This window comes from Streptomyces sp. NPDC012510 (genome assembly GCF_042955065.1).
Taxonomy (GTDB): Bacteria; Actinomycetota; Actinomycetes; order Streptomycetales; family Streptomycetaceae; genus Streptomyces.
This window is the reverse complement of the sequence record NZ_JBIBEN010000021.1, coordinates 61,171-81,099: the sequence shown is the minus strand read 5'-3', so window position 1 is coordinate 81,099 and position 19,929 is coordinate 61,171. Positions and strand designations below refer to the sequence as shown.

At 70.3% G+C, this 19,929-nt stretch carries 18 protein-coding genes and 2 pseudogenes; 13 read left to right on the top strand and 7 right to left on the bottom strand.

Annotated elements, in window-relative coordinates; translation table 11 throughout:
• The first annotated feature begins 97 nt into the window (after window positions 1-97).
• The 6 genes from ACFY9I_RS32140 to ACFY9I_RS32115 all read left to right on the top strand — a co-directional run bounded on the left by ACFY9I_RS32140 (window position 98) and on the right by ACFY9I_RS32115 (window position 6,551).
• On the top strand, window positions 98-472 hold the full coding sequence (locus tag ACFY9I_RS32140; protein ID WP_230220410.1) for a F0F1 ATP synthase subunit epsilon: 375 nt from the start codon (window positions 98-100) through the stop codon (window positions 470-472).
• 148 nt (window positions 473-620) lie between these two features.
• Window positions 621-1,073, top strand: coding sequence for a DUF2550 family protein (locus ACFY9I_RS32135; RefSeq protein WP_391007948.1), 453 nt, complete (start codon window positions 621-623; stop codon window positions 1,071-1,073).
• A gap of 556 nt (window positions 1,074-1,629) precedes the next feature.
• A complete protein-coding gene (locus ACFY9I_RS32130) occupies window positions 1,630-2,670 on the top strand; it encodes a right-handed parallel beta-helix repeat-containing protein (RefSeq protein ID WP_391008078.1) in 1,041 nt (346 codons plus the stop codon).
• A 461-nt stretch (window positions 2,671-3,131) separates the two neighbouring features.
• Window positions 3,132-3,878, top strand: a complete 747-nt coding sequence (locus ACFY9I_RS32125; protein ID WP_391007946.1) for an IPT/TIG domain-containing protein — start codon at window positions 3,132-3,134, stop codon at window positions 3,876-3,878.
• Between the two features lie 166 nt (window positions 3,879-4,044).
• Complete coding sequence (locus ACFY9I_RS32120) at window positions 4,045-5,319, top strand: IPT/TIG domain-containing protein (protein WP_391007944.1); 1,275 nt, start codon at window positions 4,045-4,047, stop codon at window positions 5,317-5,319.
• 17 nt (window positions 5,320-5,336) lie between these two features.
• Window positions 5,337-6,551, top strand: coding sequence for a peptidoglycan-binding protein (locus tag ACFY9I_RS32115; RefSeq protein ID WP_391007942.1), 1,215 nt, complete (start codon window positions 5,337-5,339; stop codon window positions 6,549-6,551).
• A 118-nt stretch (window positions 6,552-6,669) separates the two neighbouring features.
• On the opposite strand, the gene ACFY9I_RS32110 is transcribed toward ACFY9I_RS32115, so the two are convergent.
• From ACFY9I_RS32110 to ACFY9I_RS32100, 3 genes are all read right to left on the bottom strand, one after another.
• Window positions 6,670-8,490: a glycosyl hydrolase family 18 protein gene (locus tag ACFY9I_RS32110; RefSeq protein ID WP_391007940.1), complete on the bottom strand. Its 1,821-nt coding sequence runs from the start codon at window positions 8,488-8,490 to the stop codon at window positions 6,670-6,672.
• Between the two features lie 138 nt (window positions 8,491-8,628).
• Complete coding sequence (locus ACFY9I_RS32105) at window positions 8,629-9,270, bottom strand: response regulator (RefSeq protein WP_391007938.1); 642 nt, start codon at window positions 9,268-9,270, stop codon at window positions 8,629-8,631.
• Complete coding sequence (locus ACFY9I_RS32100) at window positions 9,267-10,463, bottom strand: histidine kinase (RefSeq protein ID WP_391007936.1); 1,197 nt, start codon at window positions 10,461-10,463, stop codon at window positions 9,267-9,269. The genes ACFY9I_RS32105 and ACFY9I_RS32100 overlap by 4 nt, the downstream gene beginning before the upstream one ends.
• Before the next feature lie 152 nt (window positions 10,464-10,615).
• Between ACFY9I_RS32100 and ACFY9I_RS32095 the strand changes: the two genes are divergently transcribed.
• Window positions 10,616-11,206, top strand: coding sequence for a hypothetical protein (locus ACFY9I_RS32095; RefSeq protein WP_391007934.1), 591 nt, complete (start codon window positions 10,616-10,618; stop codon window positions 11,204-11,206).
• Between the two features lie 8 nt (window positions 11,207-11,214).
• A complete protein-coding gene (locus tag ACFY9I_RS32090; RefSeq protein ID WP_391008076.1) occupies window positions 11,215-11,424 on the top strand; it encodes a DUF5708 family protein in 210 nt (69 codons plus the stop codon).
• 30 nt (window positions 11,425-11,454) lie between these two features.
• Here ACFY9I_RS32090 and ACFY9I_RS32085 read toward each other — a convergent pair whose 3' ends face one another.
• Window positions 11,455-12,027: a cob(I)yrinic acid a,c-diamide adenosyltransferase gene (locus ACFY9I_RS32085; RefSeq protein ID WP_391007932.1), complete on the bottom strand. Its 573-nt coding sequence runs from the start codon at window positions 12,025-12,027 to the stop codon at window positions 11,455-11,457.
• 13 nt (window positions 12,028-12,040) lie between these two features.
• Window positions 12,041-12,256 (bottom strand): annotated as a pseudogene (locus ACFY9I_RS32080) (ABC transporter permease); the annotation flags it as partial.
• A gap of 31 nt (window positions 12,257-12,287) precedes the next feature.
• Between ACFY9I_RS32080 and ACFY9I_RS32075 the strand changes: the two are divergent.
• From ACFY9I_RS32075 to ACFY9I_RS32060, 4 genes and pseudogenes are all read left to right on the top strand, one after another.
• A pseudogene (locus ACFY9I_RS32075) lies at window positions 12,288-12,553 on the top strand (TetR/AcrR family transcriptional regulator); the annotation flags it as partial.
• Window positions 12,554-12,682: 129 nt separating this feature from the next.
• Window positions 12,683-13,531, top strand: coding sequence for a 3-hydroxybutyryl-CoA dehydrogenase (locus tag ACFY9I_RS32070; RefSeq protein WP_391007930.1), 849 nt, complete (start codon window positions 12,683-12,685; stop codon window positions 13,529-13,531).
• 184 nt (window positions 13,532-13,715) lie between these two features.
• A complete protein-coding gene (locus tag ACFY9I_RS32065; protein ID WP_033526497.1) occupies window positions 13,716-14,039 on the top strand; it encodes an STAS domain-containing protein in 324 nt (107 codons plus the stop codon).
• 319 nt (window positions 14,040-14,358) lie between these two features.
• Window positions 14,359-16,914, top strand: coding sequence for a PT domain-containing protein (locus ACFY9I_RS32060; RefSeq protein WP_391007928.1), 2,556 nt, complete (start codon window positions 14,359-14,361; stop codon window positions 16,912-16,914).
• A 215-nt stretch (window positions 16,915-17,129) separates the two neighbouring features.
• Here the strand turns inward: ACFY9I_RS32060 and nucS are convergent, their stop codons facing one another.
• A complete protein-coding gene (gene nucS / locus ACFY9I_RS32055; RefSeq protein ID WP_391007926.1) occupies window positions 17,130-17,801 on the bottom strand; it encodes an endonuclease NucS in 672 nt (223 codons plus the stop codon).
• A gap of 408 nt (window positions 17,802-18,209) precedes the next feature.
• Here nucS and ACFY9I_RS32050 point away from each other — a divergent pair, with 408 nt between their 5' ends.
• Window positions 18,210-18,602, top strand: coding sequence for an SCO5389 family protein (locus tag ACFY9I_RS32050; protein ID WP_005480204.1), 393 nt, complete (start codon window positions 18,210-18,212; stop codon window positions 18,600-18,602).
• A 144-nt stretch (window positions 18,603-18,746) separates the two neighbouring features.
• Here ACFY9I_RS32050 and ACFY9I_RS32045 read toward each other — a convergent pair whose 3' ends face one another.
• Complete coding sequence (locus ACFY9I_RS32045) at window positions 18,747-19,775, bottom strand: LLM class flavin-dependent oxidoreductase (RefSeq protein WP_391007924.1); 1,029 nt, start codon at window positions 19,773-19,775, stop codon at window positions 18,747-18,749.
• Between the last annotated feature and the right edge of the window lie 154 nt (window positions 19,776-19,929).

Genomic DNA, 19,929 nt, shown 5'->3' with positions numbered 1-19,929 from the left:
CACACCTCATGGGGTGCGTCCCGCCCCCCTCTGTACTCCCTCTAGAATTGATCCCAACACCCGGCGGAGGCGCCGGGTGGTGACCCGAGGAGCCACCTTGGCTGCTGAGCTGCACGTCGCGCTGGTCGCGGCCGACCGAGAGGTCTGGTCGGGCGAGGCCACTCTGGTCGTCGCGCGCACCACGTCCGGCGACATCGGCGTCATGCCCGGTCACCAGCCGCTGCTCGGTGTGCTGGAGTCGGGCCCGGTGACCATCCGTACGAGTGAGGGCGGCACCGTCGTCGTCGCCGTGCACGGCGGATTCATCTCGTTCGCGGACAACAAGCTGTCCCTGCTGGCCGAGGTCGCCGAGCTGGCCGACGAGATCGACGTCCAGGGCGCCCAGCGCGAGCTGGAGCGTGCGAAGGCGGAGGGCGACGCCGCCGCCGAGCGCCGCGCGGATGTACGACTGCGTACGGCGGGTGCGCGCTGAGCGCGAACGCCGTGTGATGCTGTACCTCAGCCGCGGCTGGGTCTGGATGTTTCATCCCGACCCAGCCGCGGCTGAGGCAAATATGGGTGTTTTTTACGTTTCATTACCTAGCAGTTCCCTTACCCAGGAGACGAGGAGGTCGGTGTCGATGGTCCTCGCTCTGACTGTGTGCGGGTCGGTGATCGCGCTCGTGGTGGTGGGGCTCTTCGTCTTCGGACTGCGCCGCCGTCTCATCCAGCGCTCCGGCGGCACCTTCGACTGCAGTCTGCGCTGGAACGCCCCCGAGAAACCCGGCGACGACGAGAACGGCAAGGGCTGGGGCTACGGAGTCGCCCGCTACAACGGCGACCGGATCGAGTGGTACCGCGTCTTCTCGTACTCCCTCCGCCCCCGCCGCGTCCTGGAGCGCGCGTCGATCGAGGTGGCCGGCCGGCGTACCCCCGAGGGCGAGGAGGAACTGGCGCTGCTGTCCGACGCGGTGATCCTCGCGTGTCTGCACCGGGGGACCCGTCTGGAGCTGGCGATGAGCGAGGACGCGCTGACCGGTTTCCTCGCGTGGCTGGAGGCAGCCCCGCCCGGACAGCGCGTGAATGTGGCGTAGCCTCCGGTTAGGAATCCTGCGGCCCTCAATGCGGCGGGCTCGCGGCCCGGGTGTGAGGCGGGGGCGGCGGTCGGGATCAGCTTGCCGATCAGCCGGCGCCGCGAACAGCGTCGGCTGATCGGGATCCAAATTCTCCACGGGGGTGCCCATCGCGGTATGTCGGCGCGGTCACCTGTGCCTCTGCAGAAAGGCGGCAGGCAGTCCGACTCCCGCACCCCCCGGTGAGAATGGGCCGCCCACCGGTCGGATCCATCTCAGTAACCCACGCTCGCGCCGACAGTTGCGAGCGTTCTCGCATATGTCACTCGAATGGTCCATCGCTCGCACCGCTTGCCGTTGCTGTCACGCACCGATTTCCTCAGCTCACAGCAGTGACATCCGTGACATCCGTGACGCGACCGTTGGCGGGACACCGCGACCGCTGGGTCACACCGCCGTACTCCTTCACCCGTCCGGATCTCACTGGGTGCCGAGAGGCGGCGCTCCCGATCAGGTTGAACCACAACGACCGAAGGGAGAACCGGTGCTGTCCTGGAAGAACACTCGGATCTTGGCCGTGGCCACGCTGGTGGGCGCAGCCGTGTCCGCTGTTGCCACACCGGCCACAGCGTCTTCGCCCGCGCTCCAGGCGAGAGCGGTGCCGTGCGGGGACATCGCGGAGTTGATCGAGCAGATCAACGAGGCGAACGCACGGGGGCGGGGAAGTATCGTGCTGTCGTCGGGATGCACATACGCGCTCACTGCTCCGGCCGTGCCGGGTGGCGCCAACGGGCTGCCGACCATCACCGGCAACGTCGCCGTCACCGGTAGTCAAGTGACGATCACCCGTCAGTCATCCACGCCGTTCCGGATCGCCGAAGTCGCTCCGCAGGGATACCTCACCCTCAGCGGGATCACCGTGTCGGGCGGCAGCGCGACCGGGGACTCCGCCACGGTCGGCGGCGGCATCCTCACCGAGGGGACGCTCGCCCTGGTCGCGAGCCGGATCACGGGCAACACCGCTTCCGTCCTAGGCGGAGGGATCGCGGTCGCGTCCGGTGCGACGGCGCGCCTCGCCGGCACGACCGTGTCCGACAACGGCGCCGGTGACGGTGGAGGCGTTCATGTGGGTGGTTCCGCGCGGCTGACCATGACCGCAGGGTCCATCCAGAGCAACGAGGCGACGTTCCTCGGTGGAGGGCTGGCCAACTTCGGCACCACGGTCCTCAACGGCACGGCAGTCAGGGGCAACCGTACCGAGAACTTCGAGGGTGGCGGCATCTATACGGGGCAAGGTCCCCTCACCCTGAACGGCGTTTTCGTGACGGGGAACCAGACCGCCTCGTACGGCGGAGGCATCGCCAACTCCGGAAGCGCCCTGCGACTGCAGAGCACCATCGTGGACGACAACGAAAGCAGCCTCGACGGCGGCGGTCTCTACCAGCAGGCAGGCACGTCCATCCTGATCGGCGGCAGGGTCACCAACAATGTCGCGGGTGGCCAGGGCGGTGGGATCTTCCGGGGCGGCGGCTCGGTCGTCCTGACCGGAACGCCCGTCGTGAACAACACCCCGGACAACTGCGCACCGCCGCCCGGAGTCCCCGGCTGCGCGGCGTAACGGCGGCCGGCCAGGCCCCGGGGCGCCCGGAGCTTGGCCGTCCGGGTCGGCAGAAGGAAACGAAGCTAGGGAAAGGAACGAAACATTACTCCTTTCGGGTGATGTGGGGGACGATGTCTTGTCACTCGATTGGATGCGTGGGTCACTAAGAGTGTGAACCGGCGGGCTGCCCATCCCCGAGCCGGGGGAACGTTCGATCAGGCAGCGCTTGCCGGTTTTTCCTTGCCCAGAGGAGATGGCGGAGGCTGCTTGTCCGCTCGGCCGGGCGGGCGAGGGCGCCTGTGTGGGTTCGTTCACCCGGGGGCGGACGCGCTGTTGCTCAGTGCTCGCCGCATCAAGGAGTCGGGCAGAGGTCGACGTGCGTCCCGTCGGCGGGTCCCCTCCTGAGGACGTCTCAGTCGATGGCTGGCCGCTCCTGCCGGTTTCTCGCATGTCCCCATCAACCAGCGAGGAGCTTCCTCATGCCTATCTCTCCCAATCAGGGTTCCACCGGGGGCGGGACCCCGGTGACGATCACCGGCACCAACCTGTCCAACACCAGCGACGTGAAGTTCGGCAGCAAGTCCGCCACGAGCATCACCAACGTCTCCCCGACGCAGGTCACCGCCGTCTCCCCCTCGGGGACCGGCACGGTCGGCGTCACGGTGACCACCCCGGGCGGGACCAGCAACCCGCTGTCGTTCTTCTACATCGGCGCCCCGTTCAAGTCGTCCCTGGGCGCCAACTCCGGGCCGCTGGCCGGCGGCAACACCATCACCCTCAACGGTACCGGCCTGTCGACGGCCACCAGTGTGTCCTTCGGCGGGGTCACCGCCACGCCGACCGTGACCAGTGACAGCTCTCTCAGCGTCACCGTGCCGGCGGGCGCTGCGGCCGGGCCGGTGTCGGTGAGCGTCACCACCGCGGGCGGCACCAACAACGGCCTCAGCTACACCTACGTCGACACCCCCACGATCGGGACCATCGCCCCGGACGAGGGTCCGACCTCGGGTGGGACGGCGGTGACCATCGCCGGCACCAACCTGGACAGCACGGACTCGGTCACCTTCGACGGCGTCCCGGCGCCGTTCTCGGTGATCAACTCGACGACGCTGTCCGCGGTCACTCCGCCCGGTACCGCGGGAGCGGTCGACGTGGTCCTGACCAACCCCGCGGGATCGGCCACCGCGGTCGGCGGCTTCACCTACGTCGCCGGCCCCGGTATCTGACCGGTCCCAGCGCCTCCGTGACACAGGGAGGCCGAGGAACACCCGTCCGGGCGGCAGTCCCCCCTCCGCCCGGACGGGCTCGAACCCCCCCGCGGCCACGCCGCGACGTGGCCGCGCCGCGACGTGGCCGCCTCCTCAACCCCGTTCCAGCGGAAGGAGTACAGCCATGGCTCCCCCTGTGGTCTCTTCGGTCAGTCCCAACCAGGGATCGACCTTGGGTGGTACGACGGTCACCGTGACCGGATCCGGTTTCACAGGAGTGACCAACGTCCGGTTCGGAGCCAAGCCGGCCACGTCGTACACCGTCGACAGTTCCACCCAGATCACGGCGGTCACGCCCTCGGGCCTAGGCACCGTGAACGTCACCGTCAGCACCAACCAGGGCACGAGCTCCCAGGCGGCGCTGTTCACCTACGTCACAACCCCCTCCCTCTCGGGCCTGTCGCCGAACCAAGGCCCGGTGGCCGGGGGCACGACGGTGACGCTGACGGGCGCGAATCTCTCCGGTGTGACGGCGGTGCAGTTCGGCGGGGTGGCGGCGGCGTCCTTCACCGTCAACAGCGGTACGCAGATCACGGCGGTGGCTCCCGCCCATGCGGCCGGCGCCGCGGCGGTCACGGTGACCGCCCCCGGTGGCACCAGCAACGCGCTCACCTTCACCTACATCGCCACTCCCTCGGTCACCGGCGTGTCGCCGAATCAGGGCCCGGTGGCCGGGGGGACGACGGTGACGCTGACGGGCGCGAACTTCTCCGGTGCGACGGCGGTGCGGTTCGGCGGGGTGGCGGCGGCGTCCTTCACCGTCAACAGCGGTACGCAGGTCACGGCGGTGGCTCCCGCCCATGCGGCCGGCGCCGTGGCCGTCACGGTGACCACCCCCGGCGGCACCAGCAGCGCCGCCGATCCCAACGCGTTCTTCTTCTACGCCGCGCAGCCCCTGCTGACGGTCCTCGCGCCTCCCTCCGGACCCACGGCGGGCGGCACCGCGGTCACACTCACCGGCAGCGACCTCCTTGCCGCGACGGCGGTGCAGTTCGGCGGGGTGGCGGCGGCGTCGTTCACCGTCGACAGCGGTACGCAGATCACGGCGGTGGCTCCCGCCCATGCGGCGGGCGCCGTGGCGGTCACGGTGACCACCCCCGGCGGCACCAGCAACCCCGTCGACTACGTCTACCTCAACGCTCCCGTGCTCGTCTCCCTCGTGCCTGCCTTGGGGCCGACGGACACCTTTACGATCGTCACGCTGACGGGCAGCGATCTCGCGACCGCCACCGCAGTCCACTTCGGTGCCCTCTCGGCGTCGTTCATCGTGGCCTCACCGACGCAGATCACGGCCGTTGTTCCGACCGGCCCCCCCGGGCCGGTCCCCGTCACGGTGACCACACCCGCCGGCACCAGCAACGGCTTGACGTACACGCGGTTCGCCGCGCCCAGCATCTGATGCGCCGGGATTCCGAGATGAGGTCCTTCCACGCCGCAGTCGTCCACGCCGATCGGTCCGTCACCTACTGCGGCACCGTCGGCACGGACCATCTGCGGACCGTGCGAGCCATGGCCGCTCTGCCCGCCACGCCCCACCACGTCGTCGAGCATCCGGGCCGTCCCGGCTCGGTGTTCGTCCTGCGCGCGGACGGCGACCTGGACTGGTACCAGCCCGTCGACACCGCCCCGCCCTTGGTACGCCCCCGGGCCCCGGCACCGCCCGCCCACGTTTTCGGGCAGGAACGGGACGGGGCCGGCGCGATCACCGGCGAGGTTCCGCTCACCGTCCGGGACCCGGGCACGGTGTGGATCGATGCCGTCATCCGGTTCGGTGACGGAGTGATCGGCGGCCCGATGGACACGCCCCGCAATCCGCCCCGGGTGGTTCACCACACCACCGAGTCCCCGGCCGGAGGGAAGTACCTGGAGGCGGTGGCGTCGTACCTGATCGAAGTGGCCGCCGAACCGCACCTCGTGTACTGCCCCGTCACCGATCGCGTCGGCCAGTTCGGCCCCTTGCACCACTCGGCCCGCGCCCTGCGCAACGACGGTTCTCGTCGTACGAATCGAGAGGGCCTGGTCTGTGTCCAGATCGAGGTCCTCGGGCGCGCCTCCACGCCCTGGACCGATGCCTGGGACCCACGGGAGAAGCCGGGATGGCAGCGGATTCGGGCCGCCATCCGCTCCTGGGGAGTGCCGGACGACTGGCCGATGGGCCCTCCCGTGCCGTACCCCAAAGGCTCGTCGGCCCGCACCCGCTCGGTGTGGCAGTCCGAGGGCGGACACTTCGGCCACTGTCACATACCCGGCAACGACCATGGTGATCCGGGAGCGATCGACACCGCGAAGGTTCTGTCCCTGGGAACGGGCACCGGCAATCAGGGTGGAACCCGTCCGGGGGTGAGCCTCGCTCGGGTCGTGGCGGCCGCCAAGGAGGACCCCCCGGCACCCGGCCGTCACCGCACGTATCCGAGGGACGTCCGCCTGGTGGAGGAGGCGCTCGCCGCCGAGGGGCTGTTGGAACACGAGTATGTGGACGGCTCGTTCGGGACCCGGACCCTCGCGGCCTACGCCGCATGGCAGCGCAGCAGAGCAGGCGGCTCGTACCGGGGCAGTGACGCCGACGGGGTACCGGGCAGGGACTCCTTGGCCCGGCTCGGCGACAGACATGGCTTCACCGTCATCGGATGAACGGAAAAGGGGCGAAGTGATGACCGGTTGCCTCACGTGACGCTGCCCCGGACGAAGTCCGGGGCAGCGTCACTGAGCCTGATCCTTCGACGGTCGACTGCTTCAGCCGGTAGCCGGTCTACTTGAGTCCGTTGCTGATCGCGTTCACCAGCTCTCCCTTGCTCGTGTCGCCGCTGAACTCCCAGAAGAACGCGCCGCCCAGGCCCTGGCTCTTCGCCCAGGTCATCTTTCCGGCGATGGTGGACGGGGTGTCGTAGCTCCACCAGTTGGTGCCGCAGTGCGCGTACGCCGTGCCGGCGATGGTGCCGGTGACCGGGCAGGAGTTCTTGAGGATCTTGTAGTCCTCGATGCCCGCCTCATAGGTGCCGGCGGCCGCGCCGGCCGCCGAGCCTCCGGGAGCGGATCGGGTGACGCCGGTCCAGCCGCGGCCGTAGAAGCCGATGCCGAGCAGCAGCTTCGAGGCGGGGACGCCCTTCGACTTCAGCTTGGCGATGGCGTCGGCGGAGTTGAAGCCCGCCGCCGGGATGCCGGGGTACGCGGTGAGCGGCGAGTGCGGGGCGGTCGGGCCGTCCGCGTCGAAGGCGCCGAAGTAGTCGTACGTCATCACGTTGTACCAGTTCAGATGGGTCGCGGCGCCGCCGTAGTCCGCCGCGTCGATCTTGCCGCCGGAGGAGCCGTCGGCGGTGATCGCGGCGGTGACCAGGTAGTTCGCGCCGAACTCGGTACGCAGGGCGGACATGAGGTTCCTGAAGGCGGCGGGCCCGCTCGTGTCGCAGGTCAGACCGCAGGCGTTCGGGTACTCCCAGTCGATGTCGATGCCGTCGAAGACATCGGCCCAGCGCGGGTCCTCCACGACGGCCTTGCAGGACCTGGCGAAGGCGGCCGGGTTCTGCGCGGCCTGGCCGAAGCCGCCGGAGTAGGTCCAGCCGCCGAAGGAGTACAGGACCTTGATGTGCGGATACTTGGCCTTGAGCTGGCGGAGCTGGTTGAAGTTGCCGCGCAGCGGCTGGTCCCAGGTGTCGGCGGTGCCGCTGACGGACTTGTCGGCGGTGTAGGCCTTGTCGTAGGCGGCATAGGTGTCGTCGACCGTGCACTGACCGTTCTTGACGTTGCCGAAGGCGTAGTTGATGTGCGTGATCTTCGCGGCGGAGCCCGAGGTCACCAGGTTCTTCACGTGGTAGTCGCGGCCGTAGACACCCCATTCGGTGAAGTAGCCGAGGTTGATCCTCGAGCCGGGGTTCGGTTCGGTGCCGCCGGTCGTGCGGACGGTGACGGCGCCGCTCACCGGGCCGGTCTGGTCGGCGGTGTCGCGGGCCCGGACGGCGTACGAGTAGTCCGTGCCGGCGGCCAGGCCGGTGTCCGTGTAGGTGGTGCCGGCGACGGTGGCGACCCTGGTGCCGCCGCGCAGGACGTCGTAGTTCTTGATGCCCTTGTCATCGGTGGCCGCGCTCCAGCTCAGCCGGACCGAGGTGGTGGTGATGTTCGACGTGGTCGGGGTGCCGGGGGCGGAGGGTGCCGCGTCACCGGGGACGGACGGGCCGCCGTCGCAGCTTGTGCCGTTCAGCGCGCAGTTGGCCGGGGAGCCTGAGCCGCTCCCGTTGAAACCGAAGGAGACGGAGGCGCCTGGCGCGAGGGTGCCGTTCCAGGCCTTGTTCTTCGCGGTCCAGTGGGTGCCGGAGGAGGTGACGTCGGCGTCCCACGCCGAGGTGACGGACGTGCCGGAGGGGAAGTCCCACTCGACCGTCCAGGAGCTGATCGTGGTCGTCCCGGTGTTCTTGACGGTCCACTTGCCTTCGAAGCCGGTGCCCCAGTCCTGGGTCTTGGCGTAGGTGGCGGTCGCCGCCGTGGCCGCTTGCGCGGGGGTGGCGAGACCGACCAGCCCGGCGAGGGGGAGGAGGAGGGCGGCGAAGCCCGCTATGGCTCTGTGCCTGAAGCGCATGTGCGCCTCCTTGTGGGATGTCTTCAGCATGAGCATGACGTGGCGCGGTGCGGCCGAATATAGAAAGGTCTGGACCAGAGGTCAATGGGTCTGGACCAATGCGCTCACGCCGGGCCCCCCGGGGACGGCAGCCCGCGATCAGACCCCCAACTCCCGGGCCAGTACGGCCGCTTGTACCCGGCTGCGCAGATCGAGCTTCCCCAGCAGGCGGCTGACGTGCGTCTTCACCGTCGCCTCGGCCATGTCCAGCCGGGCCGCGATCTCCGCGTTCGACAGCCCTTCGCCCAGACAAGAGAGCACCTCCCGCTCACGGCGGGTCAGGGTGTCGAGGACCGCCGGATCGACCGAGGGCGCGCGCACGGTCCGGCCGGCGAACTCGGCGATCAGCCGCCGGGTCACCGTCGGCGCGATCAGCCCCTCGCCGCGCCCCACCGTCCGTACCGCTTCGATCAGGTCCTTCGCCTCCGTGTTCTTCAACAGGAACCCGGAGGCGCCCGCCCGCAGCGCCCCGAAGACGTACTCGTCGAGGTCGAAGGTGGTGAGCACGAGCACATCGGCCAGGCCCTCGGAGACCACCTGCCGGGTCGCCGACACCCCGTCCAGCCTGGGCATCTGGACGTCCATCAGCACCAGGTCCGGCCGCAGCTCCCGTGCGAGCGCCACCGCCCGCTCGCCGTCCGCCGCCTCACCGACCACTTCGATGTCCGGCGCACTGCCCAGGATGAGGACCAGCCCCGCCCGTACGGCGGACTGGTCCTCGGCGACGAGGACGCGGATCATGCGGGTTCTCCTTCGGTGACGGGAAGGGTGACGCGTACGGCCCAGCTCTTGCCCCCGGCCGCCGCCGGATCCACCGTGGGGCCTGCTTCGAAGGTGCCGTTCAGCAGCGCGACGCGCTCGTGCATGCCCACCAGGCCCGCGCCCGAACCGGGCGCGCTCGGGCCGTCCCGGTCGCCGTACGGGCTGGTCACGGCGATGGCGAGGGAACCGTCCGCCTGGTGCAGGGCCACCGTGACCCGGCCGGGGCCGGCGTGCTTCAGGGCGTTGGTCAACGACTCCTGGACGATGCGGTAGGCGGCCAGTTCGACGGGGGCGGGGAGGGTGTCGCCGTGGTCGGCGTCCAGGGTGACGTCGAGCCCGTTGGTGCGGGCTCCGTCGACGAGCGTGCCGAGTCCGTCGAGCGTGGGCGCGACGGACGGCTCGGTGTCGTCGCTCGAATCCCGCAGGATGCCGATCAGCCGCCGCATCTCGGCGAGCCCCTCCACGCTGTTCTCGCGGATGACTCGAAGGGCCTGCGTGGAGGTGCCCGGGTCGTCGAGGGAGAGCGCGGCCGTGGAGTGGATCGCGATCGCCGAGAGGTGATTGGCGACCATGTCGTGCAACTCCCGTGCCATACGAGCCCGTTCGGCGACCACGGCCTGGCTGCGGTCCATCTCGGCGAGCAACGCGGTCTGCTCGGCGCGCAGCCTCGCGGCCTCGGCGGCGTCGCGGTGGTTGCGGACGATCCAGCCGGTGATGGCGGGCGTCAGGGAGACCAGGCCGACGACCACCCCGATCAGCAGCGCCTCCGGCTTCCGGAAGGCCGCGATCGGGACCACGGTGAAGGCGACGGTCACCAGTCCGGAGATCCAGGGCACCCGGCGGGCCGTGGCGGGCGGGCCGTACAGCACGGCCGCGTAGACCAGGTCGGTGAACATCAGGACTGTGATCAGGTTGCCCTGGGTGATGGTGTCCAGGGTCAGCGCGGCCCATCCGACCAGCAGGGCCGTGCGCGGCATGACGCGGCGCAGCGCCTCGCAGCCGGCCGTCGCGACGAGGGGTGGCAGGACCCACCAGTGGTCCTCGAGCACCACGATCCCGTCGCGGGCCGTGCGGGTGTCGAGGCCCAGGGCCCACAGCAGCAGTCCGCCGAGCAGCCCGGCGAGGGCGGCGTACAGGTCGAAGCGGTGCGGGCGGGGCGGTCGTACGGGCATGTCCTCCATCCAACACGGGACGGGCCCCCGCCGCCTTGTGCTCGCGAACGGTCCTGACTGCATCTTTCGATGTACGGCGGGTTCGTCACCGCCGACGACGCACCGGGGGCGGGTTGCCGGGAGTCTGGGAGGGTGAACGAGAGGAGCGCATCGTGATCGTCGCGTTGATCATCGCCTGCGAGGTCGGCTTCTGGGTACTGCTGGCACTCGCCCTGGCCGTCCGCTACCTACTGAACCGGCGCCGGGCCAGTGTCGTGCTGCTGCTCTGCGAGCCCGTGCTGGAGCTGGTGCTGTTCGTCGTGACCGCGATCGACCTGAAGAACGGCGCCGAGCCGAGCTGGGAGCACGGCGTGGCGGCGCTCTACATCGGCTTCACCGTGGGCTACGGCCACTACATGATCCGTTGGCTGGACGGCCACGCGGCGCATCGCCTGGCGGGCGGGCCCAAGCCGGTGGGGCCGCCGAAGTACGGCCTGGCCAGGGCCCGCCACGAGGGCAGGCTGTGGACGCGGACGCTGGTGGCGACCGGGGTGGCGCTTGCGCTGCTCCAGGCGGCCGTCTGGTACGTCGGCGACGACGGCGACATCGACTCGCTGCGGTCGTTCCAGTGGATCGCGCTCAGGGTCGCGGGCATCCACGGCCTGGTGGCCCTCGCCTACACGATCTGGCCGAAGAAGGAACCGGACGGCCGGAAGGACGAGGACCGGGGCTCCGGGTACGCGAAGGACCGGGTCGGACGATGAGCGGCACGATGGACAGGGCCGCCGGGCGGGCGACGAGGAACCTGGTGGAAGGGGCCGGCACCTTCGTGATCGGCCTGGTGCTGTGGCTTTTCACCGAGGGGGTGGAGGTCCCGGTCGTCACCCTGACCAAGGTAGGCCTGGTGATGATGTGCGTAGGGGGAGTCCTCATCGCCACGGGTCTCTACCAGCGGGCTCGCGGAACGGCGGGCGGTGGCTGAGCCGCAGTGCGTGAGCGCGGCCGAAAGCGGCTACCGTTCCCCGCCGGGCACCCACAAGACGTCCCCGACCTCCTTGTTCGCCGTCCTCGCGAGGATGAACAGGAGGTCGGAGAGGCGGTTGAGGTAGGTCGCGGTGAGGGGGTTCATCGTCTCGCCGTGGACCTCGAGGGCCGCCCAGGTCGAGCGTTCGGCCCTGCGTACGACCGTGCAGGCCTGGTGCAGCAGGGCCGCGCCGGGGGTGCCGCCGGGCAGGATGAAGGAGCGCAGCTTCTCCAGCTCCCCGTTGAAGCGGTCGCAGTCCGCCTCCAGCTTGTCGACGTAGAACTGCTCGACCCGCAGCGGCGGGAACTCGGGGTTCTCCACGACGGGTGTGGAGAGGTCGGCGCCCACGTCGAACAGATCGTTCTGGACCCGGACGAGGACCTTGACGATCTCCTCCTCCAGCCCGCCCAGCGCGATCGCCGTCCCGATCGCCGCGTTGGCCTCGTTGGCGTCCGCGTACGCCGAGATCCGCGGATCGGTCTTGGGCACCCGGCTCATGTCGCCGAGGTTGGTGGTGCCCTGGTCGCCGGTCCTGGTGTAGATGCGCGTCAGATTGACCATGCGACCAGCGTAGTTACGCCCCGGCCGTCCGGAGGACACGTGTGCCCACCGTCACGGGGAGCGCCGTGAGGCCGACGGCCACCAGGACGCCGTACAGCATGGTCGGGGTGGCGTACGCGCCGACGTACGCGTCCCGCACCGCGTCCACCAGATAGCGGAACGGGACGAGGTGCGACAGGACGTCCAGCCAGCCGGGGGCCAGTGACATCGGGAGCATCAGTCCCGAGAGGTCCACGAGGCGCCCCGCCCTGCGGTCCTGACTGTGGAGCATCCAGCAGGAGGTCCAGGACAACCTGGAGGCTGCCCTCGGAGAGGAGGCCGGCGCCCCTGCCGGCTACCCCTCCCGACCCTGATCGCCGGTCAGATCAACTGGGTCCACCAGACGGTGATGGCCGTCATCGGGCGCGAGATGCTCGCCGGGCGCAATCCGGACGAAGTGTCCCGAGAGGTGCTTCTTCTCCTGGACGACATGGAGGGCCTGTTGAGCGAGAAGGTGCTCAACTACGCCGTACGACCCTTCAAGTGAGTGTCGCCGGTGTGATGTCCGTCCTTTGAGACGTGACTCGCGTTACTAAGCGCTCACACAGCCGCTCGTGAGCGCTAGTGTCCGGCCGAGAGGTCAGTCATCGACAGCGCGTACCAGGGGAGTCGCACAGTGGCACGGAAGCTCGCCGTCATCGGAGCCGGGCTCATGGGGTCCGGTATCGCCCAGGTGTCCGCGCAGGCGGGCTGGGACGTCGTCCTGCGCGACGTCACCGACGAGGCGCTGGACCGTGGCATCGGCGGCATCACGGCGTCGTTCGACAAGTTCGTGGGCAAGGGGAAGCTGGCGGCCGAGGATGCCGAGGCGGCGCTGGGGCGGATCACCGCCACCACCGACCTCGACGCGGCGGCCGACGCGGACATCGTCGTCGAGGCCGTCTTCGAGAAGCTCGAAGTGAAGCACGAGATCTTCCGGACCCTCGACAAGATCGTCCGCGACGACACCGTGCTCGCCTCGAACACCTCCGCCATCCCGATCACCAAGATCGCGGCGGCCACCGAGCGGCCCGAGCGGGTCGTCGGCGTGCACTTCTTCTCGCCGGTGCCGATGATGCGGCTCTGCGAACTGGTCCGCGGCTACAAGACGAGCGACGAGGCACTCGCCACCGCGCGGGAGTTCGCCGAGTCGGTCGGCAAGACCTGCATCGTCGTCAACCGCGATGTCGCCGGCTTCGTGACGACCCGTCTCATCTCCGCCCTCGTCGTCGAGGCCGCGAAGCTCTATGAGTCGGGCGTCGCCACCGCCGAGGACATCGACCTCGCCTGCAAGCTGGGCTTCGGTCACGCGATGGGACCGCTGGCCACGGCCGACCTCACCGGCGTCGACATCCTGCTGCACGCCACCAGCAACATCTACACCGAGTCCCAGGACGAGAAGTTCGCCCCTCCGGAGCTGATGCGCCGGATGGTGGACGCCGGTGACATCGGACGCAAGAGCGGGCAGGGCTTCTACTCGTACTGACGCCGACGCGCGTGTCACGAGCGGCACTTCCCACGCATGTGAACGCATGAGCCTCTCGGGTCTCACCCCTTGAGGTGAATTCGGTATCGGTTCGCTCACAGACGGCAACCTGAGGGTGTCAAAAGCCGTCAGACGTTGCATCACCCACATCACGGAGTACGAGACGCACTCACGGGGAGCGCTTATGTACATCAGGGGCGACCACGCCGAGCTGGTCGTCGGGGGCCGCCTCGACGTACGCAGCGCGGCGGACGCCCGTACGGTCCTGCACTCGGCCGTCGACGACGGAGCCGGCGACCTGGTGCTCGACCTGTCAGAGCTGGACTCCTGGGACGCCACCGGACTCGGGGTGATCATGGGAGCCCACCGGCGGGCGGGACGGTGCGGACGGCGGCTGGTGCTGCGCGATGTGCCGCCGCAGATGCAGCGGCTGCTCGTGGCCACCCGGCTGCACCGGATCCTGGCGATCGAGGGCGGTATCGGACTGGAATCCCTGCCCAGAGTGTGAACGCGCGTGCGGGCCCGTACGTATGGCTCGGTGTGTGCGGGACACCCGGTCGGCATGGTCGCTTCCGGTCGCCATGGGAGCCACGAGGATCGTGGGAACCATGAGGGCGAAACGCACCATGCGCGCAATCCTCACGAGACTGTGATGTCTCGGACGGCGTGGGACCCCGGACTGTCGGAGATACTGTGCGAAGGTTTAGGGTTCGGCTGCCCGCTGCCAGCTACCCTCGAGCGGGCTCCGGACCAGAAGCGACAGCGCGGTGTGCGACAAGGCCGGGAGGGGCTCCAGCACACGAGACGCTTTTGGGGGGCTAGAACCGATGGACCCGACCAACCGGGGACCCGAGCAGTACGGCCACGACGACGGACGGGCGCCGAGCAAGCGGCCGCCCCGTGATGCCCTGACGCAGGACTTCGCCCAGCACGCACCGTCACTCGCCCGCACCGTCCAGCTTGTCTCGGGCGACCTCCTGCTCACCGTCAACCCCGTCGACGGCAGCGAGATAGAGAACTGCCCGCCGAGCGAACTGCCTGGTCCGCCCGTCAAACACCTGCCCGCCGAGCGCGCCGAGATCGACCGCGCCGCCCGGCCGCCGGTGCCTCCGGGCCCCTCGCTGCCCCGGCTGCCCCCGCTCCAGCGCGACGAGGAGAGAGCGCGGCTCGTACGGCTCCTCGCGCGCGGCCGCTCCGTCCGCCTCACCGGAGCCCCCGGCTCCGGTCGCACCACACTCCTCGACGCGGTGGCCGAGGACTGCGCCGACCTCGCCCCCGACGGCGTCGTACGGCTCAGCGGCTTCCGGCGCTCGGTCGACGACCTGCTGTACGAGCTGTTCGCATCTGTGTACAGCACACCGCTGTTCCGGCCGGCCCAGCGGCAGATCCTCGACATCGTGCGGGACATCGGCGCCGTCGTAGTCCTGGACGATCTCGAGTTCGGCGGCGCCGCGCTCGACGAGCTGCTCGACGCGACCCCCGAGTGCGCGTTCCTGATCGCCGCCACCCCCGACACCCCGCTGCCGTCCGCCGACGCGCCGCTGGAAGAGATCGTGCTCGGTGGCTTCGACCGAGCCGGGAGCGAGCGGTTGCTGGAGCGCGCCGTCGGGCGGGCGCTCAGCGAGGAGGAGTCCAACTGGGCCGGTGACCTCTGGTTCGAGTCCGAGGGGCTGCCGCTGCGGTTCACCCAGGCCGGTGCGCTGCTCAGGCAGCGGGACCGGCTCCGGGCCGGCGCCGGCGCCGTCGACGAGTTCGGGGTCTACGAGGACGCGCCGCCGCTCGACGCGTTCTTCGACTCCCTCGCGGACGAGCACGACCCACCGCTGCCGTCGCTCGCCGAGGGCGCCGCGCCCGCCGCGCTGCTCGCGTCCCGGCTCAGCGACTCGGCCCGCGAGACCTTGCGGTTCGCCGTCGCGCTCGGCGGGGAGGTACCGCACCAGGCCCATCTGCCCGCACTGGTCGGCGACACCCACGCCGACGCGGCCCTCGGTGAACTGGTCGGGTGCGCCCTGGTGACACCGGTCGGGTCCCGCTACCGGCTCGCGGCCGGCGTGCGGACCCAACTGGAGGCCGCCGGGTACGCCGACGACGTCGAGTCGCGCGCCAGCAGCGCCGCCCGGCACTACGCCTGGTGGGCCGGACACCCCTCGGTCACGCCCGAGCGGGTCTCGGCCGAGGCGGACGCCGTACTGGCCACCCTGACCGCGCTCGTGCCCGCCACGGTCCCGCCCGGCGAGGGTGAGGAGAGCGTCGCGGTGCAGCTCGCCCGCCAGGCGGCGCCCGCGTTCGCGGCCGGGCTGTCCTGGAGTGCCTGGGAAGGGGCGCTCAGGTCCGGCGCGGAGGCGGCCCGGCTGGCGGAGGAGACCGGCGAACAGGCCTACTTCCACCACGAGCTGGGTGTCCTCGCGCTCTGCGCCGGGCAGCCGGAGCGGGCCCGTGCCGAGTTGGAGGCGTCCATCGGGTTGCGCGGTGTCCTCGCCGACAAGCGCGGCACGGTCGCGGGCCGCAGGGCCCTCGCCCTCGTCGCCGACCGCTCCGGGGCGACACCGCCCGGCGTGCGTACGGCCGCGGGGGAGGAGGTGCCGGACGCCCGGCACGAGGAGTCTGCCTCACCGCCCGGGGGCGTGCCCTCCGGCTATGTACCGGCGGCCTTCGGCGCGACCGGGCTGGGCGGGCCGCCCCCGACCCCCGACACGACGCTCGTCACACACCGGCCCGGCATCGGCGCGTCGCCCGTGCACAAGGCCGGCGGCCTCATGGGTGTCATCAGCGGCGCCCGGCGCAACCTGGTGGCCGTCGGAGCGGGCGCGCTGCTCGCCGCCGTCTTCGGCACCGTCGTGACCCTCGGCGCGACCTCCGACGGCAACGGGGAGACCCCGGCCGAGCGGGTGGGGGTGAACCCGTCGGTGAGCGAGGGCGTGGGCGACGACGGGCTCGACGCCGACCGGGCCAAGCAGGGCGGCGACACAGACGAACCGGGCACGGTGCCCGAGCCGACGGACCCGGGCCCCGACGGCACCTACGGCACCGCGGACGACCCGACCCCCTCGAACAGCGCGGTGCCGTCGGACGGGCCGACCGGGACGAAGAAGCCGGACGACCCGACGTCGTCCCCGTCCAAGTCCCCCAAGCCGACACCGTCGGACGACCCGACCGACGACCCCACGGACGACCCGACGGACGATCCCACCGACGACCCGACCGACGATCCGACGGACGACCCGACGGACGATCCCACCGACGATCCGACGGACGACCCGACCGACGACCCCACGCCGCCGGACACCACCACCAGCGCGAGCGCGTCCGCCTCCGGTGGCCCCGTCGACCCGCCGAGCGCCTCGGAGAGTGACGTGGGCCCGCCCGGTGGCACGGTGGCCTGACGGCGCGGATCCGCTACGGCCCCATGGGTCCGCCGCGACGGCGGATCGGCCCGAACGGTGTTGCCCGGCGGCGCCGAACCCACCTCAGGTCGGTTCGGCGCCGCCGGTCTCCGACGTGGCTGACCGCCGCGTGGCTGAGCCCGTCGCGGCGGACAGAAAACAGCGGCCAAGTGACGTGGCCGGTGAAGAGGAACGGTCCGGTGGAAGCCCGGTCCTCAGAAGAGGCGGAGCTTGTCGTCCTCGATGCCGCGCAGGGCGTCGTAGTCCAGGACCGCACAGCCGATGCCGCGGTCGGTGGCGAGGACGCGGGCCTGGGGCTTGATCTCCTGGGCCGCGAAGATACCGCGGACCGGCGCGAGGTGCGGGTCGCGGTTCAACAGCTCCAGATAGCGCGTGAGTTGCTCGACACCGTCGATTTCACCCCGCCGCTTGATCTCCACCGCGACGGTCGCGCCGTCGGCGTCCCGGCACAGGATGTCGACGGGTCCGATCGCGGTCATGTACTCGCGGCGGATGAGGGTGTAGCCCTCACCCAGGGTCTCGATGCGGTCCGCGAGGAGTTCCTGGAGGTGCGCCTCCACGCCGTCCTTGATCAGACCGGGGTCGACGCCCAGTTCGTGCGAGGAGTCGTGGAGGACTTCCTCCATGGTGATGATGAGCTTCTCGCCCGCCTTGTTGATGACGGTCCAGACGCCCGCCTCGTCACCCGTGCCCTCCTTCAGCGTGCAGGGCGGCGACATCCAGTTGAGGGGCTTGTAGGCCCGGTCGTCCGCGTGGATCGAGACGCTGCCGTCCGCCTTCACCAGGATCAGGCGAGGGGCCGAGGGAAGATGGGCGGTGAGCCGGCCCGCGTAGTCCACGGAACAGCGGGCAATGACGAGACGCATGGTCGGCAACGCTACTCGACACCGGTGGGTGCGCGCGATTCGACGGCGGTGCCGACCGATTCGGCGGCCGCACCGATCCACGTGACGGCTGCCGTACCGACCGATTCGACGCTCGCTTCGACACCGGTCGGGCACTCCGGGACGACCGTCGCCCTCCGTCACGCTCCCCTGCCCCTCACGTGGGCCTCCGTCGTCCCCCGGCATGTGCCGCTGTCAACTTGTGTTCGGCATTGGCTGATTGTGTGCGTCCTGCACCCTGTCGGTGCGCGCAACCTCCTAGTGCCGCCCCCTCCGGTTGCCTACGGTAGAAACTGGAGGTCGTGAAGCGTGCACTCTGCGTGTTCGTCGACCCGATCTCCGACCTTGTCCGTCAACCCCTGTTGTTGTGGGGGTGCGAGAGGAGAACCCATGTCGCTCGACGTCTCACCGGCCCTACTCGAACAGGCCGAGCGAGGCGAGGTCGACGAAGCCGCCTTCGTCGACTGCGTCCGGACCTCCCTGCCCTACGCGTGGGAGATGATCAGCTCTCTGGTGGCCCAGCTGAAGGTCGACGGCGGAGAGTTCGCCGACAACCAGACGCCCCCGCCGGACGAGCAGGCACGCGGGCAACTGCTGCGCGCGCTCGCCAGTGACGCGATTCGCGGCGCACTGCAGCGGCACTTCGGTGTACGGCTGGCCTTCCAGAACTGCCACCGGGTGGCGGTGTTCCCACTGGACCCGTCCGTGGACGACCGGCTGGCCCGCTTCACCTCGATCCGTGGCCAGCTCCTCAACCAGTCCCCGGAACTCCGGGACTGCTGAGGCCATGAGGCAGCACGGCTTGCCGCTCCAACCGCGGGAGGTGCATCAGTAACCGGGGCGGCAAGCTCCACGCCGGGCATGGTCCGTCCGACTGACCCGGTACCACAAGGAAAGGTTTGGCAAGGCTCAGCAGGACGGCCTGGCTCAGCCGAGGTGAGGCAGCACCTCGGCACCGAGTCGCCGTACGTTCTCCTCCGTCGCCGACAGATCGCCGGTGCCCTCGACGAGCAGCGCGAAGCGGGAGATGCCCGTCCGTTCGCTGGTCGCCGCGAGCCGGTCGGCGCACAGCCGGGGAGTCCCCACCGGGTGCAGCCCGCAGAGCAGTTCGGTGTAGGCCAGTGGGTCCCGCATGGAGCGGGCGCGGCCGTCGACGGTCACATGCGCGTCGAGGCCCTGCTTCAGCCAGCCCGGCATGGCCTTGGTGAGCGCCTCCACGGCGTCGGTGCGCCGGTCGGCGATCTGGCAGACACCGGCCGAGACATGGGCCGCGCCGGAGATCTCCTCCGGTGAACGGCCCGCCTCCCGGGCGCACTTGCGCCACATCGCGACCATCTCGGCCTTCTCCTCGTCCCCGACGTGCATCCCGAGGAGCATCGACAGCCCGCGTTCGGCGGCCAGTCGTACGCTCGCCGGCGAGGTGCAGGCGACGACGACCTCGGGCCCCGGGGTCTCGTCCAGGTCCTCCGAGGGCCTCGGTACGACGGGGACCGCACGGAAGCTGAATCGTTCCCCCGACGCCGAGACAGTGGGGTCGCGCAGCCAGCGCATGAGCAGATCGAGTGATTCCGGGAACCCCTTCTCGTACGCCTCCAACCCGGAGCCGAACACCTCCAGGTCGACCCAGGGGCCGCCGCGTCCGACGCCCAGCGAGAAGCGTCCGCTGGAGGTGACATGCAGCAGGGCGGCCTGTTCGCCCAGGGCCACGGGATGGACGGTCGGCAGCACGCTGACCGCCGTGCCGACCCGGATCCGCCGGGTGCGCCCCAGCAGTAACGCGGCGAGGGTGATGGCCGACGGGCAGGTGCCGTACGGCACGAAATGGTGCTCGGCCAGCCAGACCGCGTCCAGCCCGGTCTCGTCGGCCACTTCCGCAGTCCGTACCGCCCGGTGGAGCGCTTCCCCCTGGCCCTGGCCGGGGAATTGGGCTCCCAGTACAAATGTTCCTACGTGCATCGCTCTTCCTGCTTCCTCGGCTCCGACTCGGGAGCTCCCCCACCGGCATAACCGCATGACACGTGCCGAAGACACGGCCTGGCGACGAGATTTGCGGATTGTCTGCAGAATGCGCCGGACGGAGGGCGTTCTGAGGGGTTTGGTGACGTACGCG

What these genes read in the sequence shown, in the direction of transcription:
- ACFY9I_RS32090 (WP_391008076.1), top strand. Translation starts at nt 11,215, where the DNA reads ATGGACAGGGCCGCCGGGCGGGCGACGAGGAACCTGGTGGAAGGGGCC.
- nucS (WP_391007926.1), bottom strand. Translation starts at nt 17,801, where the DNA reads ATGCGTCTCGTCATTGCCCGCTGTTCCGTGGACTACGCGGGCCGGCTC.
- ACFY9I_RS32065 (WP_033526497.1), top strand. Translation starts at nt 13,716, where the DNA reads ATGTACATCAGGGGCGACCACGCCGAGCTGGTCGTCGGGGGCCGCCTC.
- ACFY9I_RS32045 (WP_391007924.1), bottom strand. Translation starts at nt 19,775, where the DNA reads ATGCACGTAGGAACATTTGTACTGGGAGCCCAATTCCCCGGCCAGGGC.
- ACFY9I_RS32050 (WP_005480204.1), top strand. Translation starts at nt 18,210, where the DNA reads ATGTCGCTCGACGTCTCACCGGCCCTACTCGAACAGGCCGAGCGAGGC.
- ACFY9I_RS32110 (WP_391007940.1), bottom strand. Translation starts at nt 8,490, where the DNA reads ATGCGCTTCAGGCACAGAGCCATAGCGGGCTTCGCCGCCCTCCTCCTC.
- ACFY9I_RS32115 (WP_391007942.1), top strand. Translation starts at nt 5,337, where the DNA reads ATGAGGTCCTTCCACGCCGCAGTCGTCCACGCCGATCGGTCCGTCACC.
- ACFY9I_RS32060 (WP_391007928.1), top strand. Translation starts at nt 14,359, where the DNA reads ATGGACCCGACCAACCGGGGACCCGAGCAGTACGGCCACGACGACGGA.
- ACFY9I_RS32120 (WP_391007944.1), top strand. Translation starts at nt 4,045, where the DNA reads ATGGCTCCCCCTGTGGTCTCTTCGGTCAGTCCCAACCAGGGATCGACC.
- ACFY9I_RS32105 (WP_391007938.1), bottom strand. Translation starts at nt 9,270, where the DNA reads ATGATCCGCGTCCTCGTCGCCGAGGACCAGTCCGCCGTACGGGCGGGG.
- ACFY9I_RS32135 (WP_391007948.1), top strand. Translation starts at nt 621, where the DNA reads ATGGTCCTCGCTCTGACTGTGTGCGGGTCGGTGATCGCGCTCGTGGTG.
- ACFY9I_RS32085 (WP_391007932.1), bottom strand. Translation starts at nt 12,027, where the DNA reads ATGGTCAATCTGACGCGCATCTACACCAGGACCGGCGACCAGGGCACC.
- ACFY9I_RS32100 (WP_391007936.1), bottom strand. Translation starts at nt 10,463, where the DNA reads ATGCCCGTACGACCGCCCCGCCCGCACCGCTTCGACCTGTACGCCGCC.
- ACFY9I_RS32125 (WP_391007946.1), top strand. Translation starts at nt 3,132, where the DNA reads ATGCCTATCTCTCCCAATCAGGGTTCCACCGGGGGCGGGACCCCGGTG.